The 16013-nt window shown below is 63.6% G+C and carries 21 protein-coding genes and 1 riboswitch; of the genes, 14 read left to right on the top strand and 7 right to left on the bottom strand.

The genetic code is table 11. The features are described 5' to 3' along the window. Nucleotides 1-97: 97 nt before the first annotated feature. Complete coding sequence (locus tag SKP52_RS18995) at nucleotides 98-475, bottom strand: histidine triad nucleotide-binding protein (RefSeq protein WP_039577485.1); 378 nt, start codon at nucleotides 473-475, stop codon at nucleotides 98-100. Between the two features lie 11 nt (nucleotides 476-486). Continuing rightward, entirely contained in the window at nucleotides 487-816 is a 330-nt protein-coding gene (locus SKP52_RS18990; RefSeq protein ID WP_039577483.1) for a phosphoribosyl-ATP diphosphatase, read from the bottom strand. Nucleotides 817-976: 160 nt separating this feature from the next. On the opposite strand from SKP52_RS18990, the gene SKP52_RS18985 reads away from it, so the two are divergent. From SKP52_RS18985 to SKP52_RS18960, 7 genes are all read left to right on the top strand, one after another. Beyond that, nucleotides 977-4048: a TonB-dependent receptor plug domain-containing protein gene (locus tag SKP52_RS18985; RefSeq protein ID WP_052208567.1), complete on the top strand. Its 3072-nt coding sequence runs from the start codon at nucleotides 977-979 to the stop codon at nucleotides 4046-4048. A 204-nt stretch (nucleotides 4049-4252) separates the two neighbouring features. After that, nucleotides 4253-4981 carry a uracil-DNA glycosylase gene (ung, locus tag SKP52_RS18980; RefSeq protein WP_039577481.1) on the top strand — a complete coding sequence of 243 codons (729 nt, stop codon included), beginning with the start codon at nucleotides 4253-4255 and terminating at the stop codon, nucleotides 4979-4981. Continuing rightward, nucleotides 4978-5736 carry a sulfite exporter TauE/SafE family protein gene (locus SKP52_RS18975; RefSeq protein ID WP_052208565.1) on the top strand — a complete coding sequence of 253 codons (759 nt, stop codon included), beginning with the start codon at nucleotides 4978-4980 and terminating at the stop codon, nucleotides 5734-5736. The genes ung and SKP52_RS18975 overlap by 4 nt, the downstream gene beginning before the upstream one ends. Nucleotides 5737-5814: 78 nt before the next feature. Next, nucleotides 5815-5946 carry a hypothetical protein gene (locus SKP52_RS27280; protein WP_267127974.1) on the top strand — a complete coding sequence of 44 codons (132 nt, stop codon included), beginning with the start codon at nucleotides 5815-5817 and terminating at the stop codon, nucleotides 5944-5946. Nucleotides 5947-5967: 21 nt separating this feature from the next. Next, a complete protein-coding gene (locus tag SKP52_RS18970) occupies nucleotides 5968-6249 on the top strand; it encodes a DUF427 domain-containing protein (RefSeq protein ID WP_039577479.1) in 282 nt (93 codons plus the stop codon). 13 nt (nucleotides 6250-6262) lie between these two features. Then, entirely contained in the window at nucleotides 6263-6727 is a 465-nt protein-coding gene (locus SKP52_RS18965; protein ID WP_039577477.1) for a YaiI/YqxD family protein, read from the top strand. A 152-nt stretch (nucleotides 6728-6879) separates the two neighbouring features. Next, nucleotides 6880-7065: a hypothetical protein gene (locus SKP52_RS18960; protein ID WP_039577475.1), complete on the top strand. Its 186-nt coding sequence runs from the start codon at nucleotides 6880-6882 to the stop codon at nucleotides 7063-7065. Between the two features lie 253 nt (nucleotides 7066-7318). Here SKP52_RS18960 and SKP52_RS18955 read toward each other — a convergent pair whose 3' ends face one another. After that, nucleotides 7319-7540 carry a hypothetical protein gene (locus SKP52_RS18955; protein WP_039577473.1) on the bottom strand — a complete coding sequence of 74 codons (222 nt, stop codon included), beginning with the start codon at nucleotides 7538-7540 and terminating at the stop codon, nucleotides 7319-7321. A gap of 163 nt (nucleotides 7541-7703) precedes the next feature. Next, on the bottom strand, nucleotides 7704-8594 hold the full coding sequence (locus SKP52_RS18950) for a LysR family transcriptional regulator (protein ID WP_039577470.1): 891 nt from the start codon (nucleotides 8592-8594) through the stop codon (nucleotides 7704-7706). A 143-nt stretch (nucleotides 8595-8737) separates the two neighbouring features. On the opposite strand from SKP52_RS18950, the gene SKP52_RS18945 reads away from it, so the two are divergent. From SKP52_RS18945 to SKP52_RS18930, 4 genes are read left to right on the top strand one after another with little or no spacing between them, the layout of a single operon-like run. After that, a complete protein-coding gene (locus tag SKP52_RS18945) occupies nucleotides 8738-9364 on the top strand; it encodes a pyridoxamine 5'-phosphate oxidase family protein (RefSeq protein ID WP_052208563.1) in 627 nt (208 codons plus the stop codon). Beyond that, entirely contained in the window at nucleotides 9361-9786 is a 426-nt protein-coding gene (locus SKP52_RS18940; protein ID WP_039577464.1) for a VOC family protein, read from the top strand. The genes SKP52_RS18945 and SKP52_RS18940 overlap by 4 nt, the downstream gene beginning before the upstream one ends. 10 nt (nucleotides 9787-9796) lie before the next feature. Further along, on the top strand, nucleotides 9797-10018 hold the full coding sequence (locus SKP52_RS18935; protein WP_039577461.1) for a 2-hydroxymuconate tautomerase family protein: 222 nt from the start codon (nucleotides 9797-9799) through the stop codon (nucleotides 10016-10018). Next, nucleotides 10015-10467: a DMT family transporter gene (locus SKP52_RS18930; RefSeq protein ID WP_039577458.1), complete on the top strand. Its 453-nt coding sequence runs from the start codon at nucleotides 10015-10017 to the stop codon at nucleotides 10465-10467. Before SKP52_RS18935 ends, SKP52_RS18930 begins: the two co-directional genes overlap by 4 nt. Here SKP52_RS18930 and SKP52_RS18925 read toward each other — a convergent pair whose 3' ends face one another. The 3 genes from SKP52_RS18925 to SKP52_RS18915 form a co-directional block, all read right to left on the bottom strand. After that, a complete protein-coding gene (locus tag SKP52_RS18925) occupies nucleotides 10468-10872 on the bottom strand; it encodes a GFA family protein (protein ID WP_039577455.1) in 405 nt (134 codons plus the stop codon). Between the two features lie 72 nt (nucleotides 10873-10944). Further along, a complete protein-coding gene (locus SKP52_RS18920; protein WP_039581665.1) occupies nucleotides 10945-11637 on the bottom strand; it encodes a helix-turn-helix transcriptional regulator in 693 nt (230 codons plus the stop codon). After that, nucleotides 11637-12077, bottom strand: a complete 441-nt coding sequence (locus SKP52_RS18915; protein WP_052208561.1) for a DUF6265 family protein — start codon at nucleotides 12075-12077, stop codon at nucleotides 11637-11639. The genes SKP52_RS18920 and SKP52_RS18915 overlap by 1 nt, the downstream gene beginning before the upstream one ends. A gap of 78 nt (nucleotides 12078-12155) precedes the next feature. Next, nucleotides 12156-12267, top strand: a riboswitch (TPP riboswitch). Nucleotides 12268-12322: 55 nt separating this feature from the next. On the opposite strand from SKP52_RS18915, the gene thiC reads away from it, so the two are divergent. The 3 genes from thiC to SKP52_RS25590 all read left to right on the top strand — a co-directional run bounded on the left by thiC (nucleotide 12323) and on the right by SKP52_RS25590 (nucleotide 15991). Further along, complete coding sequence (gene thiC, locus SKP52_RS18910) at nucleotides 12323-14233, top strand: phosphomethylpyrimidine synthase ThiC (protein ID WP_039577452.1); 1911 nt, start codon at nucleotides 12323-12325, stop codon at nucleotides 14231-14233. 175 nt (nucleotides 14234-14408) lie between these two features. Then, nucleotides 14409-15242, top strand: coding sequence for a hypothetical protein (locus SKP52_RS18905; protein ID WP_148309192.1), 834 nt, complete (start codon nucleotides 14409-14411; stop codon nucleotides 15240-15242). Next, complete coding sequence (locus tag SKP52_RS25590) at nucleotides 15239-15991, top strand: DNA-processing protein DprA (RefSeq protein WP_081997442.1); 753 nt, start codon at nucleotides 15239-15241, stop codon at nucleotides 15989-15991. Before SKP52_RS18905 ends, SKP52_RS25590 begins: the two co-directional genes overlap by 4 nt. Nucleotides 15992-16013: the final 22 nt, after the last annotated feature.

Genomic DNA, 16013 nt, shown 5'->3' with positions numbered 1-16013 from the left:
AAACAGGGAACAGAGTCCACCCGTGGCCGCATATAGCACAGGGTTAATCGCGTTTCGGGAAATTGCTGTGACCGCCTTCATAGACTGCGCCCGAACATCAGCGCGCGAGCATCGGTCCGAGCTTTTGTCCCGCGAAGATATGGACGTGAAGGTGCGCGATCTCCTGATGGCTGTCGAGGCCGACGTTGGCGAGCAGGCGGTAGCCGGGCGCGACGAGGCCCTGATCGCGCGCGACCTGGCCGACGGCGCGGACGAAACCCGCGATTTCGGCGTCGCTGCCGCGTTCGGAGAAGTCGTCCCAGCTGACATAGGCGCCCTTGGGGATGACGAGGATGTGGAGCGGCGCTTGCGGGTTGATATCGTGGAAGGCGAGCGCGAATTCGTCCTCATAGACCGTCTTCGAAGGCAGCTCGCCGCGCAGGATGCGCGCGAAGATGTTGCTGTCGTCATAGGGGAGGGTGGCGTCGATCGGCATCGGAGAGGTCCTTACTGGCGGCTGGCTTTTTCGACGTGGCCCGAGGTGCCGTCGCGGCGGTCGAGTTCGGCGGCGATCATGTCCCACGTCAGCCCGCGCTCGGCGATCAGGATCGAGAGGTGGAAGATCAGGTCGCTTGCCTCGCCGATCAGTTCGGGATCATCCTCGCTGACCGCGGCGATTACGGCTTCGACCGCTTCTTCGCCGAGCTTCTGCGCGATCTTACCACGGCCCTTCGCCGCTAGGCTGGCGACGTAGGAGGTGTCGCTTTCGCCCGCCGCGAGCCGGTCGTGGATGACTGCCTCCAGCCGCCCCAACGTATCGCCAATCGCCTTGCTCATCGCTCGATCCTTTCACAAGCGTGCCTAGCCGCGGCGTGTCGTCCCGACAAGCGGGTGACGCGGCGCAAAAACTTACTGCAACGTAAACCATATCGAAACGCCTTTTCGCGTAGTTTCCGCCCCGCCGGGGGGCGAGATCAACTTTCTAAATCGGACAAAGATGATGAAAATGGGCACCCAGGTGTTTCTGGCAACAACGGCCTCGGCGATTGCGCTGGTGGCGACTCCGGCGACGGCGCAGAGCGGCGACGAAATCATCGTCACCGGATCGCGCATCGCCAAGAGCGAATTTACCAGCGCCGACCCGATCCAGGTCATCGACCCCGAAACGGCCAAGCTGCAGGGGCAGGTCCAGCTCGCCGACATATTGCAATCGACGCCCGCAGCACAGGGATCGATCCAGATCACTTCGGTGATTTCGAACCGCTTTGTCGTGGGTGGCGGCAACGATGTGCAAAGCGTGTCGCTGCGCGGGCTCGGCGCCGAGCGGACGCTGGTGCTGATCAACGGCCGCCGCGCGGGGCCGGCGGGCATCCGCGGCGCGGTTGCGCCGTTCGACCTCAACGTCTTGCCGCTGTCGGTGGTGCGCCAGGTCGAGATACTCAAGACCGGCGCCTCGTCGATCTATGGTTCCGACGCGGTCGCGGGCGTGGTCAACATATTGACCCGCGACGACCTCGACGGGTTCGAGGGCGGCGGCTTCTCGTCGATCACCGAACATGGCGGCGGCGAGAGCTATGGCGTCGATGCGAGCTTCGGCAAAAAATTCGACCGTGGTCACTTTTTCGCGACGGTCGATTATTTTCGCCAGCAGAACCTTGCTCGCCGCGACCGCGGTTTCCTCTTCTGCTCCGAAGAATATCTGAAGCGCGAGGCCGACGGCAGCCGCGCCGATATCGTCGATTTCCGCACCGGGCGCCCGGCGTGCAGCAGCACGCAGGCGAACATGATCGTCTTCAGCGATTTTTCGGGGGTCGATCAGGACGGTTTTCCGACCTTTGGCCCCGGGCTGATCGCGCCGAACGGGCAGGCGATCTTCGCCGGCCAATATGGCAGTGAATTTGCGGGCGTGGGCATCCCGATCAACGCCTACAACCCGATCGGCGTGTTCGGCCCCGACGATTTCTTCGGGGTCAATTTCGACGGTCCGTCGACCGGCGCGCTCAACCAGTTCGAACCCGTCGAACAGGATTCGGACGTTTTCTCGGGCGTCAGCCGGATCAGCGCCTTCGTCGAGGGCGCCTATGACGTGACGGGCGGCATCACCGCTTACGGCGAATTTCTGTTCAGCAACCGCAAGTCGCATAACAATGGTTTCCAGCGGATCGAGCTTCAGCAATTCACCGGCGCATCATTCCTGCCCTTTTTCCTCTGCGATCCGACGGCGTATAATTGCGACCCCAACGATATGGGCGATCCGCTCAACACCGAGTTCGGCGGCAATCTGATCCTGCGTCCGCGCGTGCTGGTGAAATCCGAAAGCGAAGCCGACGTCGATTATTATCGCGGCCTGTTCGGACTGCGCGGCGAATTTGGCGGCGGGTGGAAATGGGATGTGAGCGGCCAGCACAGCCGCTCGGACGCCAGCTATACGCAGGATATCATCTATCAGGATGCGATCGCGTCGCAGACTTTGCGCACGCGCTCGTGCGTCGGCACGACGACCGCGATCCGCGGCGCGGAGTGCATCGACATCGACTTCACCGACCCGCGCGTCCTCAGCGGCGACTTCACGGCGCAAGAGCGCGCCTTCCTGATGGGCCGCGAGACGGGCCGCACCTTGTTCAAACAGACCTCGGCCGAGGCGTTGCTGACAGGCAAATTGTTTACCCTGCCCGCGGGGCCGGTGGGCGCGGCATTCGGCGCCAATATCCGCCGCGACGAAATCAACGACACGCCGGGCGAAGCGACGCTGGCGGGCAATGTTTCCAATTTCACGACCTCGGGCATCACCGCGGGGCGCACCGCGTCGAAGGAGCTTTTCGGCGAGCTCGAAGTGCCTTTGCTCGAAGGCGTGCCGATGATCGAGCGGCTGACGCTGTCGGGCGCGGCGCGCTACACACATGTCGAGGCGACGCGCCGCGATGGCGTGCAGGACAAGTTCAGCGACACGACGTGGAAGGTCGGCGCCGACTGGGCGGTGACCGACTGGCTGCGTTTCCGTGGCACCTGGGGCACTTCGTTCCGGGCGCCCGCGCTGTTCGAACTCTTCCTGCAGGACCAGACGGGTTTCCTCGGCCAGACGGCGATCGACCCGTGCATCCAGACCGCGGCACGTCTGGCGGCGGGGGCGATCAGCCAGCGCATCTTCGACACTTGTGCCGCCGACGGAATCGGGCCCAATTTCGTGGGCGGCATCGGTCCGGCGACGATCGTGTCGGGCGGCGGCCTGGGCGAGCTCAAGCCCGAAACCTCGACCGCCAGGACGGTGTCGCTGATCTTGACCCCCGACCTGTCGGGCGCGCTGTGGGGCGGGCTCAAGACGCGGCTCGCGGTCGATTATTTCGACATCAAGGTGAAGGACGAGATCACCCTGCTCGGCGCGGGCAACATCCTGCGCGGCTGTTATGATTCGGAGGTCGCCGACGAGCCGCTGTGCGGCCTGTTCATGCGCACCGCCGCGGGGCCCGATGCGCAGAGCGTTGCGACGGTGACCGACCGTTATGTCAACATCAGCCGCCAGCGTAACCGCGGCGTCGACCTGTCGATCGCGGTCGATCAGGACCTCGGCAATCTTGGGTCGCTGGCGTTCCGCGCGCAGATGACGTGGCAGGTGAAGGACAAGGTTTCGCTCTTCCCCGGCACCGAGGTCGACGACAATGGCAAGATCGGCAATCCGAAATGGGTCGGCGATTTCAGCCTCGGCTGGATGAAGGACGGCTGGACGCTTTTCTATGGGCTCGACGTCACCGGCGCCGCGTCGAACGCGGAAGACCTGCTCCGCGCGCAGGGCGGCGATGCGTGCCGCACCTCGAGCTTCCGGCCGGGCGGGCGGTTCTGCCCCGACGTCAGCGTGCCCGCCACCTTCTATCACTCGCTGTCGCTGAGCCGCGATGTCGCCGAGCGGTTCCGGATCACTTTGGGGGTCGCGAACCTGTTCGATACCCCGCCGCCGCGCGTGTCGACGGTGGTGACGGCGACGCCGCCGGTGATCGGCCAGGCGCCCGCGTTCGGGACGCAATATGATTATCTGGGGCGTCGGTTCTTTTTGAGCGTGCGGGGTAAGATTTAGTAGATGCGGTTGTTGTTGAGCTGCTGTTCTTAATAATCGTCATCCCCGCGAAAGCGGGGACCCAGCGAGCTGACGTTGCTACTGGGTCCCCGCTTTCGCGGGGATGACGAAGTAGGAAGTGCGGCGCAAATTGCCGACTACCAACTGCCATTCGCCGGGCGACAGCTCTGGACAAGCCCGCGCGCCTCTGGTGAAGCGCGCAGCATGGCCGAGGTCAAATTGCATCCCGACTGGCTCGCACGCGTCGGCGGCGAGTTCGAGCAGCCCTATATGGCCGCGCTGAAGGCGTTTCTTGGCGCCGAGCGCGACAAGGGCAAGGCAATCTATCCGCGCGCGCGCGACTGGTTTGCTGCGCTCGACGCGACGCCGCCGCAAGATGTGCGCGTGGTGATTTTGGGACAGGATCCTTATCATGGACCAGGGCAGGCGCATGGGCTGTGTTTTTCGGTCCAGCCGGGGGTTCGCACGCCGCCAAGCCTCGTCAATATCTACAAGGAAATGCAGAGCGACCTGGGCATATCGCGCGCGTCGCACGGATATCTCAAATCCTGGGCCGAGCAGGGCGTGCTCTTGCTCAACAATTGCCTGACCGTCGAGGCGGGGCAGGCAGCGTCGCATCAGGGCAAGGGGTGGGAGAAGTTCACCGACGCGGTCGTCGCGGCGGTCGCCGCCGATCCGGCGCCAAAGGTCTTCATCCTGTGGGGCAGTCATGCGCAGAAGAAGGCGGCGAATGTCGCGGGGCTGAAAGAGGGCGGGCTGGGGGTCGGCAGCCCGCACCTGATCCTGCGTGCGCCGCATCCCTCGCCCTTGTCGGCGCATAACGGATTCTTCGGCTCGCGGCCGTTCAGTCAGGCGAATGCGTTTCTCGAGGCGCATGGGCGCGGCGCGATCGACTGGCGGTTGCCCGAAACGCCCGGCGCTGCCGCCGAATGAGTCTGCTCGCCGATCCGCTGACCTTGCTCGTGCTCGCCATCGCGGTGGTCCTGCTCGGGCTGGCCAAGGGCGGCTTGTCGGGGGTCGGGGCGCTCGCGACCCCGCTCGTCGCGCTCGTGCTGCCGCCGACGATCGCGGCCGCGCTGCTGCTCCCGATATTGATCGTGCAGGACGTCGTCAGCGTCTGGTCGTTCCGCAAGACGTGGGACGGCTGGGTGATTGCCTGGATGCTCCCCGGCGCGGCGGTCGGGATTGCGGCGGGTTATTTTTATGCCGAGCGCGTTGACGAGGCGAAGCTGATGGCGGCGCTGGGGGCGATTACGCTGGCGTTCGGCCTCTATCGCCTATGGGTCGAACGCGGCGGGCGCGTCGTCGCGGCGTCGACTTCGCCGGGCTGGGTCGGCAGCCTGTTTGGCGTGGCGACGGGGTTCACCAGCCAGATCGCGCACGCCGGCGGGCCGCCGTTCCAGATGTGGGTGACGCCGCGCCGCCTGCCGCATCTCGTCTTCGTCGGCACAAGCTCGATCCTGTTCGCGGCGATCAATTGGATGAAGGTTCCTGCCTATATCGCGCTCGGCGCCTTCCCGCACGAGGTGCTCGTCGCCGCGCTGCTGCTGATGCCGCTGGCGATCGTCTCGACCTTGCTCACCGTACGCTGGCTCAAACGGATCGACGGCGCGCGCTTCTATGTCCTTATCTATTTGTTGATGGTGCTGCTCGGCGCCAAGCTGGTGTGGGACGGGCTGGCGGGATAACAGGCGACGCGGAGCGGCAAAGCGCGTAGGCTGTCCCCGGCGGACACAGGCGTTCGCCGCCCTTTCAAGGTATTGACCATGGCCAAGAGCCAGAAGAAATCGAGCCGCGAAGTCCGCAAACCCAAGGCCGAAAAGCCCAAGAAGCCCAATGCGAGCAATCCGTCGACCAAGGTCGGCGTTGTCGCCGGGCTCGACAATATGAAGAAATAAGCGCGAAAGGCAGGAGCGAAGATGGTGCAGGCACGTTGGAACGGCGCGGTGATCGCCGACAGCGAAGACACGGTGGTCGTCGAGGGCAATCATTATTTTCCGCGCGATGCCGTTGACCCGGCCGTCCTTTCCGACAGCATGACGACGAGCCTGTGCCCGTGGAAGGGCATTGCGCATTATCATCATGTCGCCGTCGGTGAGCAGGTGAACCAGGACGCCGCCTGGTATTACCCCGACCCCAAGGACGCGGCGGCGGCGATCAAGGATCGCATCGCATTCTGGAAAGGCGTCGAGGTCGGCTGACCCTTTTTCGTCTATGTCCACGCCTGTCCAGATCCTTGTCGATGCCGACGCCTGCCCGGTGAAGGACGAGATTTACCGCGTCGCGTGGCGGCACGAGGTGGCGGTGAAGGTCGTGAGCAACAGCCGGCTGCGCGTGCCCGAGCATCCGTTGATCGACAGAATCGTCGTTTCGGACGGCTTCGACGCGGCTGACGACTGGATCGCCGAGGCGGCAACGGCGCGGAGCGTCGTCGTCACCGCCGACATATTGCTCGCCGACCGCGCGCTGAAGGCGGGCGCGACTGTGCTCGGCCCCAACGGCAAACCCTTTACCATGGCGTCGATCGGCCCCGCGATCGCGACGCGCGCGATCATGGCCGACCTGCGTTCGGGAATGAGTGACGGGATGGGCGGGCCGCCGCCCTTTTCGAAGGCCGATCGCTCTTCATTCCTGCAGGCGCTCGATAGCGCGCTGGTCCGGCTCAAGCGCCAAGTGTAAGCTTCTTTCTTTTCTTTTCCGTGATTTGTGAAATTTCTTCGCGCGAGTGATGGCGATCACGGCCGGCCGTGCGACCGTGCGGCATAAGCAGGTCATCGGGAACGGCCCGAACCCAATTCGAACCAGATCAACATATGTAAAAGGAAAAGACGATGACCAAGAAGACGATCCTTGCCCCCATGCTTGCCCTCACCATCGCCTTGTCGGCGACCCCCGCGATGGCACAGTCGGCGCAGCCCGCGCAGGGCAGCATGACCATCGCTTCGAACCCGGTGCAGATACTGATCGGCCTGTTGCTCCCCGCGGTTCAGAAGGTTCGCGAAGCCGCGGCGCGTTAGTTTCCGGATTTTCGTCTCCGCTCCGGCCCACCACGCCGGGGCGGAACCACAGCCCTCCCGCCCCTGCGACCCAGGCGGGAGGGCTGATTATTTTCGGGCGCTTTATGTCAAGAACCACCAGCCGATCCTCGACGAGATGAAGCGTTGGCAATGCGACCGGCTATGACGCCGCGGCGGAGAAGGCCAAGCGTTTCGCGCTGGTCGAGGAGCATTGCGACGTGATCGTCGATCGCAGCGAATAGCCGCGGACCGATCAGTTCCCCGCGCGGCGGTGCGTGACGAAGGCGAACAGCAGGACGACCGAGATAACGCCGACCAGCATGCCCGCGGTCGTCGTCACCATCGTGATCGAGCCCGCCGGATCGTTCGAGTTCCACGCGCCGCTTTGCGTCCGGTCGATCATCCACCATGCGCCGGCGACGACGATCAGGTCGAGCAGGACCAGCCCAAGCAGCGCGCGCGTCGATTTTTTCATGGATCAATTCCCCCTCTGTCCAATTTGGCCCCACCCTAACACGACACGCGACAAGCCGACGCGCAAAATCGCACGGCGGCGTCCTGATCCTGGCGACCGAAAGCGGTCGCTCCATTCCAATGTGGGGATGTCGCTTCCCACCGCAAAGCCGATGCCCGAACCCTCAAACCAGCCCCGCCATCCGCATCCGCGCCTTCATTTCCGCAATAAACAGCCGCACCGCGGGCAACCCCGCGCGCGACGGTTCGAACAGCAGATGGACCGGCAGCGCGGCCGGTTGTTCTGCGGCAAGCAAGGAAATCAGCCGCCCTGCATCGACCGCCTTGATGACCTGATAACTCAGCAAATTGGCGATCCCCAATCCCGCCTCGGCCGCTGCGAGCAGGCCGTCGACCGTGTTGAGCACCAGCCGCGGCCGCGGATCCACCCGCCAGCGACCCGACACGAACTGCCACTCGCCCGCCGCGCGCGGCCCCATCGCCGCGATCAGGTCGTGCCCCGCCAGATCGGCCACGCGCACCGGCGCCCCGCGCCGCGCCAGATAGGCGGGGCTCGCGACCAGCATCTGCCGCACCCAGCCGATCCGCACCGCCTTCAATCCCGAATCGGCGAGCGGCCCGATGCGAACCGCGACGTCGATCCCCTCCTCGACGATGCGCACATCGCGGTCGATCAGCATCATGCGCACCGCCAGATCGCGGTGCTGCGCCATCAGCGCGCCCACCACCGGCAGCACATGCAGCCGCCCGAACATCACCGGCGCGGTCAGGTACAGCTGCCCGCGCGGCTCGGCCTCGGCGCCGCGCAGCGCACGCTCGGCACCCGCAAGGTCGGCAAGGATCCGCCGCGCCTGCTCCAGAAACGCCGCCCCCGCATCGGTGAGCGCGACCGCGCGCGTCGAACGGTGGAACAGGCTCGTCCCCAGTCGCGCCTCGAGCGCCGCAATCCCGCGCGTTACCGCGGGCGGCGAGCTGCCGAGCTTGCGCGCCGCCGCGGCGAACCCGCCCTCGCTCGCCACCGCGACGAACATTTCCAGCGTGAGCAACCGATCCATGATTATTCCACTTGACGGAATTAACTTGTTCGATCTTTCATCATTATCACGAGCTGCGCAATGGCCTACATCCGGTCCGGCGAACGAAGGTCAGCCCCTCCTCGCGGCCTTCGTTCGCTTCCTTTCGCAAGAGGACCGGACCGATGGCACAAAATTATCGGCACACATTGTTCGACGACGCGGTGAAGGCGCTGCAGGAACAGCATGGCTCGCGCGCCTCCTATGCCAAAATGGACGCGGGCGCCGACGGCACCCCTGACACGCTGACGCCGAAGGAAATCGCCTTCATCGAGGAACGCGACAGCTTCTATATGGCGAGCGTCAATCCCGAGGGCTGGCCCTATGTGCAGCATCGCGGCGGCCCCGCCGGGTTCCTCAAGCACATCGCCGGCAACCGCATCGGCTTCGCCGACTTTCGCGGCAACAAGCAATATATCAGCACCGCCAACCTCGCGGGCAACGACCGCGTCTCTTTGTTCCTGATGGACTATCCGAACAAGGAGCGGCTGAAACTCGTCGGTCATGCGCAAAGCGTCGAACTCGCCGACGATCCCGCCGCGGTCACCGCGCTGATGCCCGAGGGTTATCGCGCGACGCCCGAGCGCGCCTTCTTCATCGATGTCATCGGCTGGGAGTGGAATTGCTCGCAGCATATCACCCCGCGCTTCACCGAGGCCGAAATTTCCGCCGCGATCCGCCCGATGGCGGACGAACTGGGCCAGTTGCGCGCCGAAATCGCCGCGCTTCGTGCAGATAAGGAAGACCGATGACGACAGCTTTGACCCCTAAATCCCTGACTGGGGGCGCCCATCACGTCGGGCTCGCCGTCCGCGACGTGGCCGAAGCGCGCGACTTTTTCGTCGAAGCCCTCGGTTTCACCGTCGCCGCCGAACGCCCCGACTATCCTGCGATATTCGTCTCCGACGGCACGACCTTGCTGACGCTATGGCAGGTCGCCGATCCCGCGAGCGCGACCCCGTTCGACCGCCGCGCCAACATCGGCCTCCACCATCTCGCGCTCGCCGTCGCAGATCTGGACACGCTGCGCACCGTCTTCGCGCGCGTGCAGCAGCACCCCGGCGCCGTCATCGAATTCGACCCCGAGCCGATCCGCGAAGGCGCGACGACACATCATTTCATCTGTGCGATGCCCGGTGGTATCCGGATCGAATTCGCCACCCCCTTCGCCTGAGGAGAAACCCGTGCCCTACGTCAATATCCGCATCACCCGCGAAGGCGCGACGCCCGAGCAAAAGGCCGAGCTGATCGCCGGCGTAACCGAATTGCTCCAGCGCGTCCTCGCCAAGAATCCGGCGACCACCGTCGTCAACATCGACGAGCTCGATTTCGAAAATTGGGGGATCGGCGGGCTGCCTGTCCTCGACTATCGTGCCGCGCAAGCTGCCAAGGAGCCCGACCGATGACCGCCAGCAACGCCCCGACTTTCGCGACGATCATGCTCATGACCGGGGTCGGCATTCCGATCCTCGCCGCATTGAACGGCGGGCTCGGCACGCGGCTGGGTGCCCCGATGGCGGCGTCGATGATCCTCTTCGGCCTCGCATTCCTCATCGCCACCGCGGGTGCTCTGATGACCGGCTCGGTGGGGCAGATCCGCTTCACCTCGGATATCCCGGCCCAATTCTACCTTGGCGGATTGTTCGTCGCTTTCTACGTCATCGCAGTGACCTTCATCGCGCCGCGCTTCGGGGTCGGCAACGCGATCTTCTTCGTGCTCGTCGGCCAGCTGATCAGCGCCGCGACGATCGACCATTTCGGCCTGTTCGGCGCGATGCGCTTTCCCGTCGACGCCAAGCGCATCGCCGGTATCGCGCTGATGGTCGCGGGCGTCTGGCTCGCGCGCCGCGCCTGATCACATGTGAGACGTGACCTCGGGCGGGTTCCACCAATTGTCATTCCGTCCGTCCATGTACGTCACCGGCAATGCTGTCATCTCGGCGGGCGTCAGATCGTCGAGGCTCGCGACCGAAACCGAATAATAAGCGCCGCCGATCTCTTCGACATAGCCATGGCCGAAGGGCGCTACCCCGCACGTCTTGCAAAAGACATGATGCGCGCTGTTCGACCCGAATTGATAATCGGACAGCGCCGCAGGATCGGTCAGCAGGCGAAACGCCTCGGGCTTGATCTGCGCGTTCCAGCCGCGCTTCTTGGTGCAGATCGAGCAATTGCATTTGCCCGTCCCCGCATCGAGATCGATATCGGCCTCGAACTTGACGGCGCCGCAGTGGCATGAGCCGTGATAGGTCTTGAGCATATTCTGTTCTCCGGTCTGGCGGCGCTCGCTGCGCCCTCACCCCGGGTTAGCCCACCCTCCTGACAGATCATGTCAGGAGGCGGCGTCCAGTCCGCTATGCCGCCACCAATCGGCCATCAGCACCGCGCGCCGCCGCCCGAAGCCTTCGTCGCCGATCCGCGCCGCCGCGATCCGGTCGATGCGAAAGCTGCGGAAATCCTGGCGCAACAGGCACCAGGCCGCGATGATCTGCTTTTCCTCATAATAGGCGAGCGCCGCGGGCCAGATCGCGCGTTCGCTCGCCGCGCCCCTCTCATCGGCATAGTCGATGTGCAGCGTCTTTTCGGCGCGCATCGCATCGCGCACCGTTGCCAGCAACGGCGCATTGCTCTCGCGCCACCGGCTGTTCACCGGCCACAGCCCCGCCTCGTCGATCCTTTGCTTGAGCGGATCGGGGCTCGCCGCCGCGATCTTGGCGAGCGCCACCCCCGCGGCGCGCGACAGTGCTCCGTCCTGCCGCCCTTCGACCCAGCGCGCGCCGAGCACCAGCGCCTCCAGCTCGTCGGCGGTGAACATCAGCGGCGGCAGGAAGAATCCGGGGCGCAGCATATAGCCGACCCCCGCCGCCCCCTCGATCGGCGCGCCCAGCGCGATCAGCGCCTGGATGTCGCGATAGAGCGTGCGCACCGACACGCCCTGCTCCTCGGCCAGCACCTCCGCCGTCACCGGCCGCCGCCGCCGGCGCAGACCGTCGATGATCGCGAACAATCGCCCCGTCTTGTCCATCAGCGCCGCCGATAGGTCCACGTCCGCGGCTTCGACCCATCGATCGCCGAGATCGTCGCGGTCAGCGTGTCGCCGCTGCGGGCATAGGCGATACGCTGCGGATAATCATGCGCCGCATTCTCGAAGGTCGCGCTGGCCTTGTCATGCCGCACCAGCGGAAACGCCACCGGCGCCCGCCCCTGCGGTTGCGCCAGATAAGCGAGCCCGCCATCCTCCCCCGCCGCGATCCGCAAAAACTCGAACTCGCGCAGCACATCGCCGCGCCCCGACCGGCTATACCCGATCATCATGCCGCCGCGCGGCGCCGCCCAGCCCTCGTCGGTCCAGCGCCCGTCGGCCTCGCTCACCCAATCGCCCGCGAGCCAGCCGAGATCGTCGACCGTCGCCGCCGGGCTCGCCGCGACGAGCAGGAGCGCCAAAGTTGCCGCGATCATCCGCATAAATCTCTCCCTCGCCGCCTTTTACCACCGCCCCATCCCCATCATCAATGGACAGTGCACCCACCGCCCCCTATAGTCCGCCCATCCCCGGGGAGCCGCGTCTGTGATGGCCGGTTGAGAGCGGAATAAACCGCGACCCGTTGAACCTGATCCGGCTAATACCGGCGGAGGGAGGGCCGGTATTCCACCCGAAAGCCAAATGGGGGAAATCCGTTTCTCGCTCCGAACAAATGGAGCGACTGCACATGGCCGACATCGACTCGAAGTTCGAATCCGCAACCCCAATCGGCGTCACCACCGGCCCGATCCGCGGCAGCCGCAAGATCCATGTCGCGACGCAGACCGGCAGCGGCATCCGCGTCGCGATGCGCGAGATCGACCTCGACCCGCATTCGGGCGAGCCTCCCGTCCGCGTCTATGACACCAGCGGCCCCTACACCGACGCCAATGCGACGATCGACATCAACGCCGGCCTCCCCGAGATCCGCGCCGACTGGATCCGCAATCGCGGCGACGTTCAGGAGGTCACCCAGCGCGAAGTAAAGCCCGAGGATAACGGCCAGCTCGGCCCGGACCGCAGCGGCGGCGTCCCCGCCTTCCCCAACGTCCGCCGCCAGGTCCTCCGCGCCAAACCCGGCGCGAACGTCAGCCAGATGCACTACGCCCGCCGCGGCATCATCACGCCCGAGATGGAATATGTCGCCGAGCGCGAAAATCTCGGCCGCGCCCGCCTGTCCGAGTACAAGCGCGACGGCGAAAGCTTCGGCGCCAGCATCCCCGATTATGTCACCCCCGAATTCGTCCGCGACGAGGTCGCCCGCGGCCGCGCGATCATCCCCAGCAACATCAACCACCCTGAAAGCGAGCCGATGGCGATCGGCCGCAACTTCCTCGTCAAGATCAACGCCAATATCGGCAACAGCGCGGTCGCCAGCGACGTCGCGGCCGAGGTCGACAAGATGGTCTGGTCGATCCGCTGGGGCGCCGACACCGTCATGGACCTGTCGACCGGCCGCAACATCCACGACACGCGCGAATGGATCATCCGCAATTCGCCCGTCCCGATCGGCACCGTCCCCATCTATCAGGCGCTCGAAAAGGTCGGCGGCGTCGCCGAGGATCTGACCTGGGAAATCTTCGCCGACACGCTGATCGAGCAAGCCGAACAGGGCGTCGACTATTTCACCATCCACGCCGGGGTCCGCCTGCCCTACGTCCCCCTCGCGGCCAAGCGCATGACCGGCATCGTGTCGCGCGGCGGCAGCATCATGGCGAAATGGTGCCTCGCGCATCACAAGGAAAGCTTCCTCTACGAACGCTTCGACGAGATTACCGAGATCATGAAGGCCTATGACGTCGCCTACAGCCTTGGCGATGGCCTCCGCCCCGGCAGCATCTACGACGCGAACGACGAGGCGCAGTTCGCCGAGCTCTACACGCTGGGCGAGCTCACCAAGCGCGCCTGGGCGCAGGATGTGCAGGTGATGATCGAGGGTCCGGGCCACGTCCCGATGCACAAGATCAAGGAGAATATGGAAAAGCAGCTCGAGGCGTGCGGCGAAGCGCCCTTCTACACCCTCGGGCCGCTCACCACCGACATCGCGCCCGGCTACGACCATATCACCAGCGGCATCGGCGCTGCGCAGATCGGCTGGTACGGCACCGCGATGCTTTGCTACGTCACGCCCAAGGAGCATCTGGGCCTGCCCGACCGCGACGATGTGAAGGTCGGCGTCGTCACCTACAAGCTCGCCGCCCACGCCGCCGACCTCGCCAAGGGCCACCCCGCCGCGCAGGTCCGCGACGACGCGCTATCGAAAGCCCGCTTCGAATTCCGCTGGCGCGACCAGTTCAACCTGTCGCTCGACCCCGACACGGCGGAGCAATATCACGACCAGACCTTGCCGGCCGAAGGCGCCAAGACCGCCCATTTCTGCAGCATGTGCGGCCCCAAATTCTGCTCGATGAAGATCAGTCAGGAAGTGCGCGAGTTCGCGGCGAAGCAGAACCAGCCCGCCGAAAACTTCATCGCCGCCGAGGAAGCCGAAAAGCTTGTGCCGAGCGAAGTCGAGGCAGGCATGGCCGAGATGAGCGAGCTGTTTAAGGAAACGGGGAGCGAGCTTTATATGGGGGCTGGTGGCAGGGAGCATGATTGAGCGCCACGCTGGCAATTAGTATCGCGCAGCCCAACGATAAAGAATTGGGTGGTAGATATTGCAGATCGGGTTAAGAAGTCCGAAGAGCTTTCCAAAGTGCGAACTGCCGGGGAGGCAGGATCCTTGACGCTGGCTCTATAAGAACATATAGGGAACATATCGGGAGGTTATGTTGGTGTCTTTGCGTGACCTTATGCACCCGCCAATCACACTCGCTCGGTTTCAGGCTCTACGGGCGAAAGAGCCGAAGCGGATTTGCTTTGGGTCGATTCATAAGAATGCCCTCAAGGACAACCCTTCGGGCAAGGCCGCCGGATTTTTCAATGTCCCATTCATTGAATCTGTGGGCGATCTTTTCCCTTGGCGCCTCTTTGAGAACACCAAAGGAAAATATGGCGGGTATTATAGAACCGTAACTGATGACGACGAGTTTAGCGAGATAAAGGAATGGATGTCGGAGAATTCTGACGTCGTATTTATAAGATCGCTTTTCGATACGGCGGTTTCAGCCTGTGAGCATTATATCGGTGAGAGCAGATCAAAAATTGGCCAGCTGGAGTATAGCGCCAAGTATGAAGGGAACGCTGATGCTAAAGATAGATTGGTTGACATACTGACCGAGATATATGGGCGCATGCACGGGAAGCGAAATATCGATGGGATCGTTTCCGTTCCGTCGTCGACAGCAGGAAGCCAGAGCCTTCCTAACTACCTTGCGATGCATCTCGCAGCTAAAGTCGGCGTACCGGATTTGACTGGCGAAATTGGTTGGAATGGAGCCAAGGGGTCCATCAAAACGTTAGCTATTGATGAGAAGTGGGCAGCACTCGAAGGGGTCGGCATAAATGTTGGCGACGGCATAGACGGCAAAGACCTTCTTCTGATCGATGACATGTATCAATCAGGTGCGACGGCGCATTTTGTCGCTTCGAGGTTGAGAACTGCCGGCGCAAACGCACTACACCTTTTGGCAGTATCAAAGGGCCGCCGCGATACGGATAACAAATGAAGCAAGACTTGCCTCCGCTAGTCGAAATCAACCTTGATGATCGACACTATCCCGAACGATTGAAAATCGTGCTCGGCAAGAACGCACCCAAGCGCCTTTTTTTTCGTGGAAATATCAACTTGCTCGACGAACACGCGATAAGCTTCTGCGGTGCTCGGAACGTGTCGGAAAAAGGCATCGAGGCTGCGACGCTTTGCGCCCGCACCGCGACTAAAAACCACTTCGTCGTCACGTCCGGGAATGCGAGAGGTGTAGACCGAGCAACTCACCGCGAAGCACTCGCAGAAGGCGGCGCGACAATCCTCGTAATACCCGAAGGCATGGATCATTTTCGGATTGCCCCGGAACTTAGGGACGTTTGGGATTGGCACCGAGTGCTTGTTATCAGCCAATTCGATTCTAACGCAATCTGGCGTGCATATCATGCGATGGATCGTAATAAGACTATTATGGCGCTGTCGTGCGCAATGATAGTGGTGGAAGCGGGCGAAAAGGGCGGCACGAGAGCAGCGGGAGAAGACGCGCTCCGCCTGCATATCCCTCTATTTGCGGTGGACTATGGTTTCGATGAGACTGTTGCCCCCGGCAATCGCGAACTTATCAAGAAGGGTGCTAAACCGCTGAAGCGATCAAAGGAGACGGGTGAACCTAACTTGAACCGTCTTCTTTATGATGCTGAAGTTTTTTGCGCAGATGTCCGATCACGCAAATTCGTGAACGCGCAAGAGGTGCAGCCCAAGTTTCTTTAATTGCGGTGACAGGTGCAATAAC

The sequence above is a fragment of the Sphingopyxis fribergensis genome (genome assembly GCF_000803645.1).
Lineage (GTDB): Bacteria > Pseudomonadota > Alphaproteobacteria > Sphingomonadales > Sphingomonadaceae > Sphingopyxis > Sphingopyxis fribergensis.
Note: the sequence above shows the minus strand (reverse complement) of the source record. Positions and strands in the feature narration are given on the sequence as shown.

Bases quoted from the DNA above. Each gene is read 5' to 3' on its own strand.
- SKP52_RS18995 (WP_039577485.1), bottom strand. From the start codon at position 475: ATGCCGATCGACGCCACCCTCCCCTATGACGACAGCAACATCTTCGCG.
- SKP52_RS18990 (WP_039577483.1), bottom strand. From the start codon at position 816: ATGAGCAAGGCGATTGGCGATACGTTGGGGCGGCTGGAGGCAGTCATC.
- SKP52_RS18985 (WP_052208567.1), top strand. From the start codon at position 977: ATGATGAAAATGGGCACCCAGGTGTTTCTGGCAACAACGGCCTCGGCG.
- ung (WP_039577481.1), top strand. From the start codon at position 4,253: ATGGCCGAGGTCAAATTGCATCCCGACTGGCTCGCACGCGTCGGCGGC.
- SKP52_RS18975 (WP_052208565.1), top strand. From the start codon at position 4,978: ATGAGTCTGCTCGCCGATCCGCTGACCTTGCTCGTGCTCGCCATCGCG.
- SKP52_RS27280 (WP_267127974.1), top strand. From the start codon at position 5,815: ATGGCCAAGAGCCAGAAGAAATCGAGCCGCGAAGTCCGCAAACCCAAG.
- SKP52_RS18970 (WP_039577479.1), top strand. From the start codon at position 5,968: ATGGTGCAGGCACGTTGGAACGGCGCGGTGATCGCCGACAGCGAAGAC.
- SKP52_RS18965 (WP_039577477.1), top strand. From the start codon at position 6,263: ATGTCCACGCCTGTCCAGATCCTTGTCGATGCCGACGCCTGCCCGGTG.
- SKP52_RS18960 (WP_039577475.1), top strand. From the start codon at position 6,880: ATGACCAAGAAGACGATCCTTGCCCCCATGCTTGCCCTCACCATCGCC.
- SKP52_RS18955 (WP_039577473.1), bottom strand. From the start codon at position 7,540: ATGAAAAAATCGACGCGCGCGCTGCTTGGGCTGGTCCTGCTCGACCTG.
- SKP52_RS18950 (WP_039577470.1), bottom strand. From the start codon at position 8,594: ATGGATCGGTTGCTCACGCTGGAAATGTTCGTCGCGGTGGCGAGCGAG.
- SKP52_RS18945 (WP_052208563.1), top strand. From the start codon at position 8,738: ATGGCACAAAATTATCGGCACACATTGTTCGACGACGCGGTGAAGGCG.
- SKP52_RS18940 (WP_039577464.1), top strand. From the start codon at position 9,361: ATGACGACAGCTTTGACCCCTAAATCCCTGACTGGGGGCGCCCATCAC.
- SKP52_RS18930 (WP_039577458.1), top strand. From the start codon at position 10,015: ATGACCGCCAGCAACGCCCCGACTTTCGCGACGATCATGCTCATGACC.
- SKP52_RS18925 (WP_039577455.1), bottom strand. From the start codon at position 10,872: ATGCTCAAGACCTATCACGGCTCATGCCACTGCGGCGCCGTCAAGTTC.
- SKP52_RS18920 (WP_039581665.1), bottom strand. From the start codon at position 11,637: ATGGACAAGACGGGGCGATTGTTCGCGATCATCGACGGTCTGCGCCGG.
- SKP52_RS18915 (WP_052208561.1), bottom strand. From the start codon at position 12,077: ATGCGGATGATCGCGGCAACTTTGGCGCTCCTGCTCGTCGCGGCGAGC.
- thiC (WP_039577452.1), top strand. From the start codon at position 12,323: ATGGCCGACATCGACTCGAAGTTCGAATCCGCAACCCCAATCGGCGTC.
- SKP52_RS25590 (WP_081997442.1), top strand. From the start codon at position 15,239: ATGAAGCAAGACTTGCCTCCGCTAGTCGAAATCAACCTTGATGATCGA.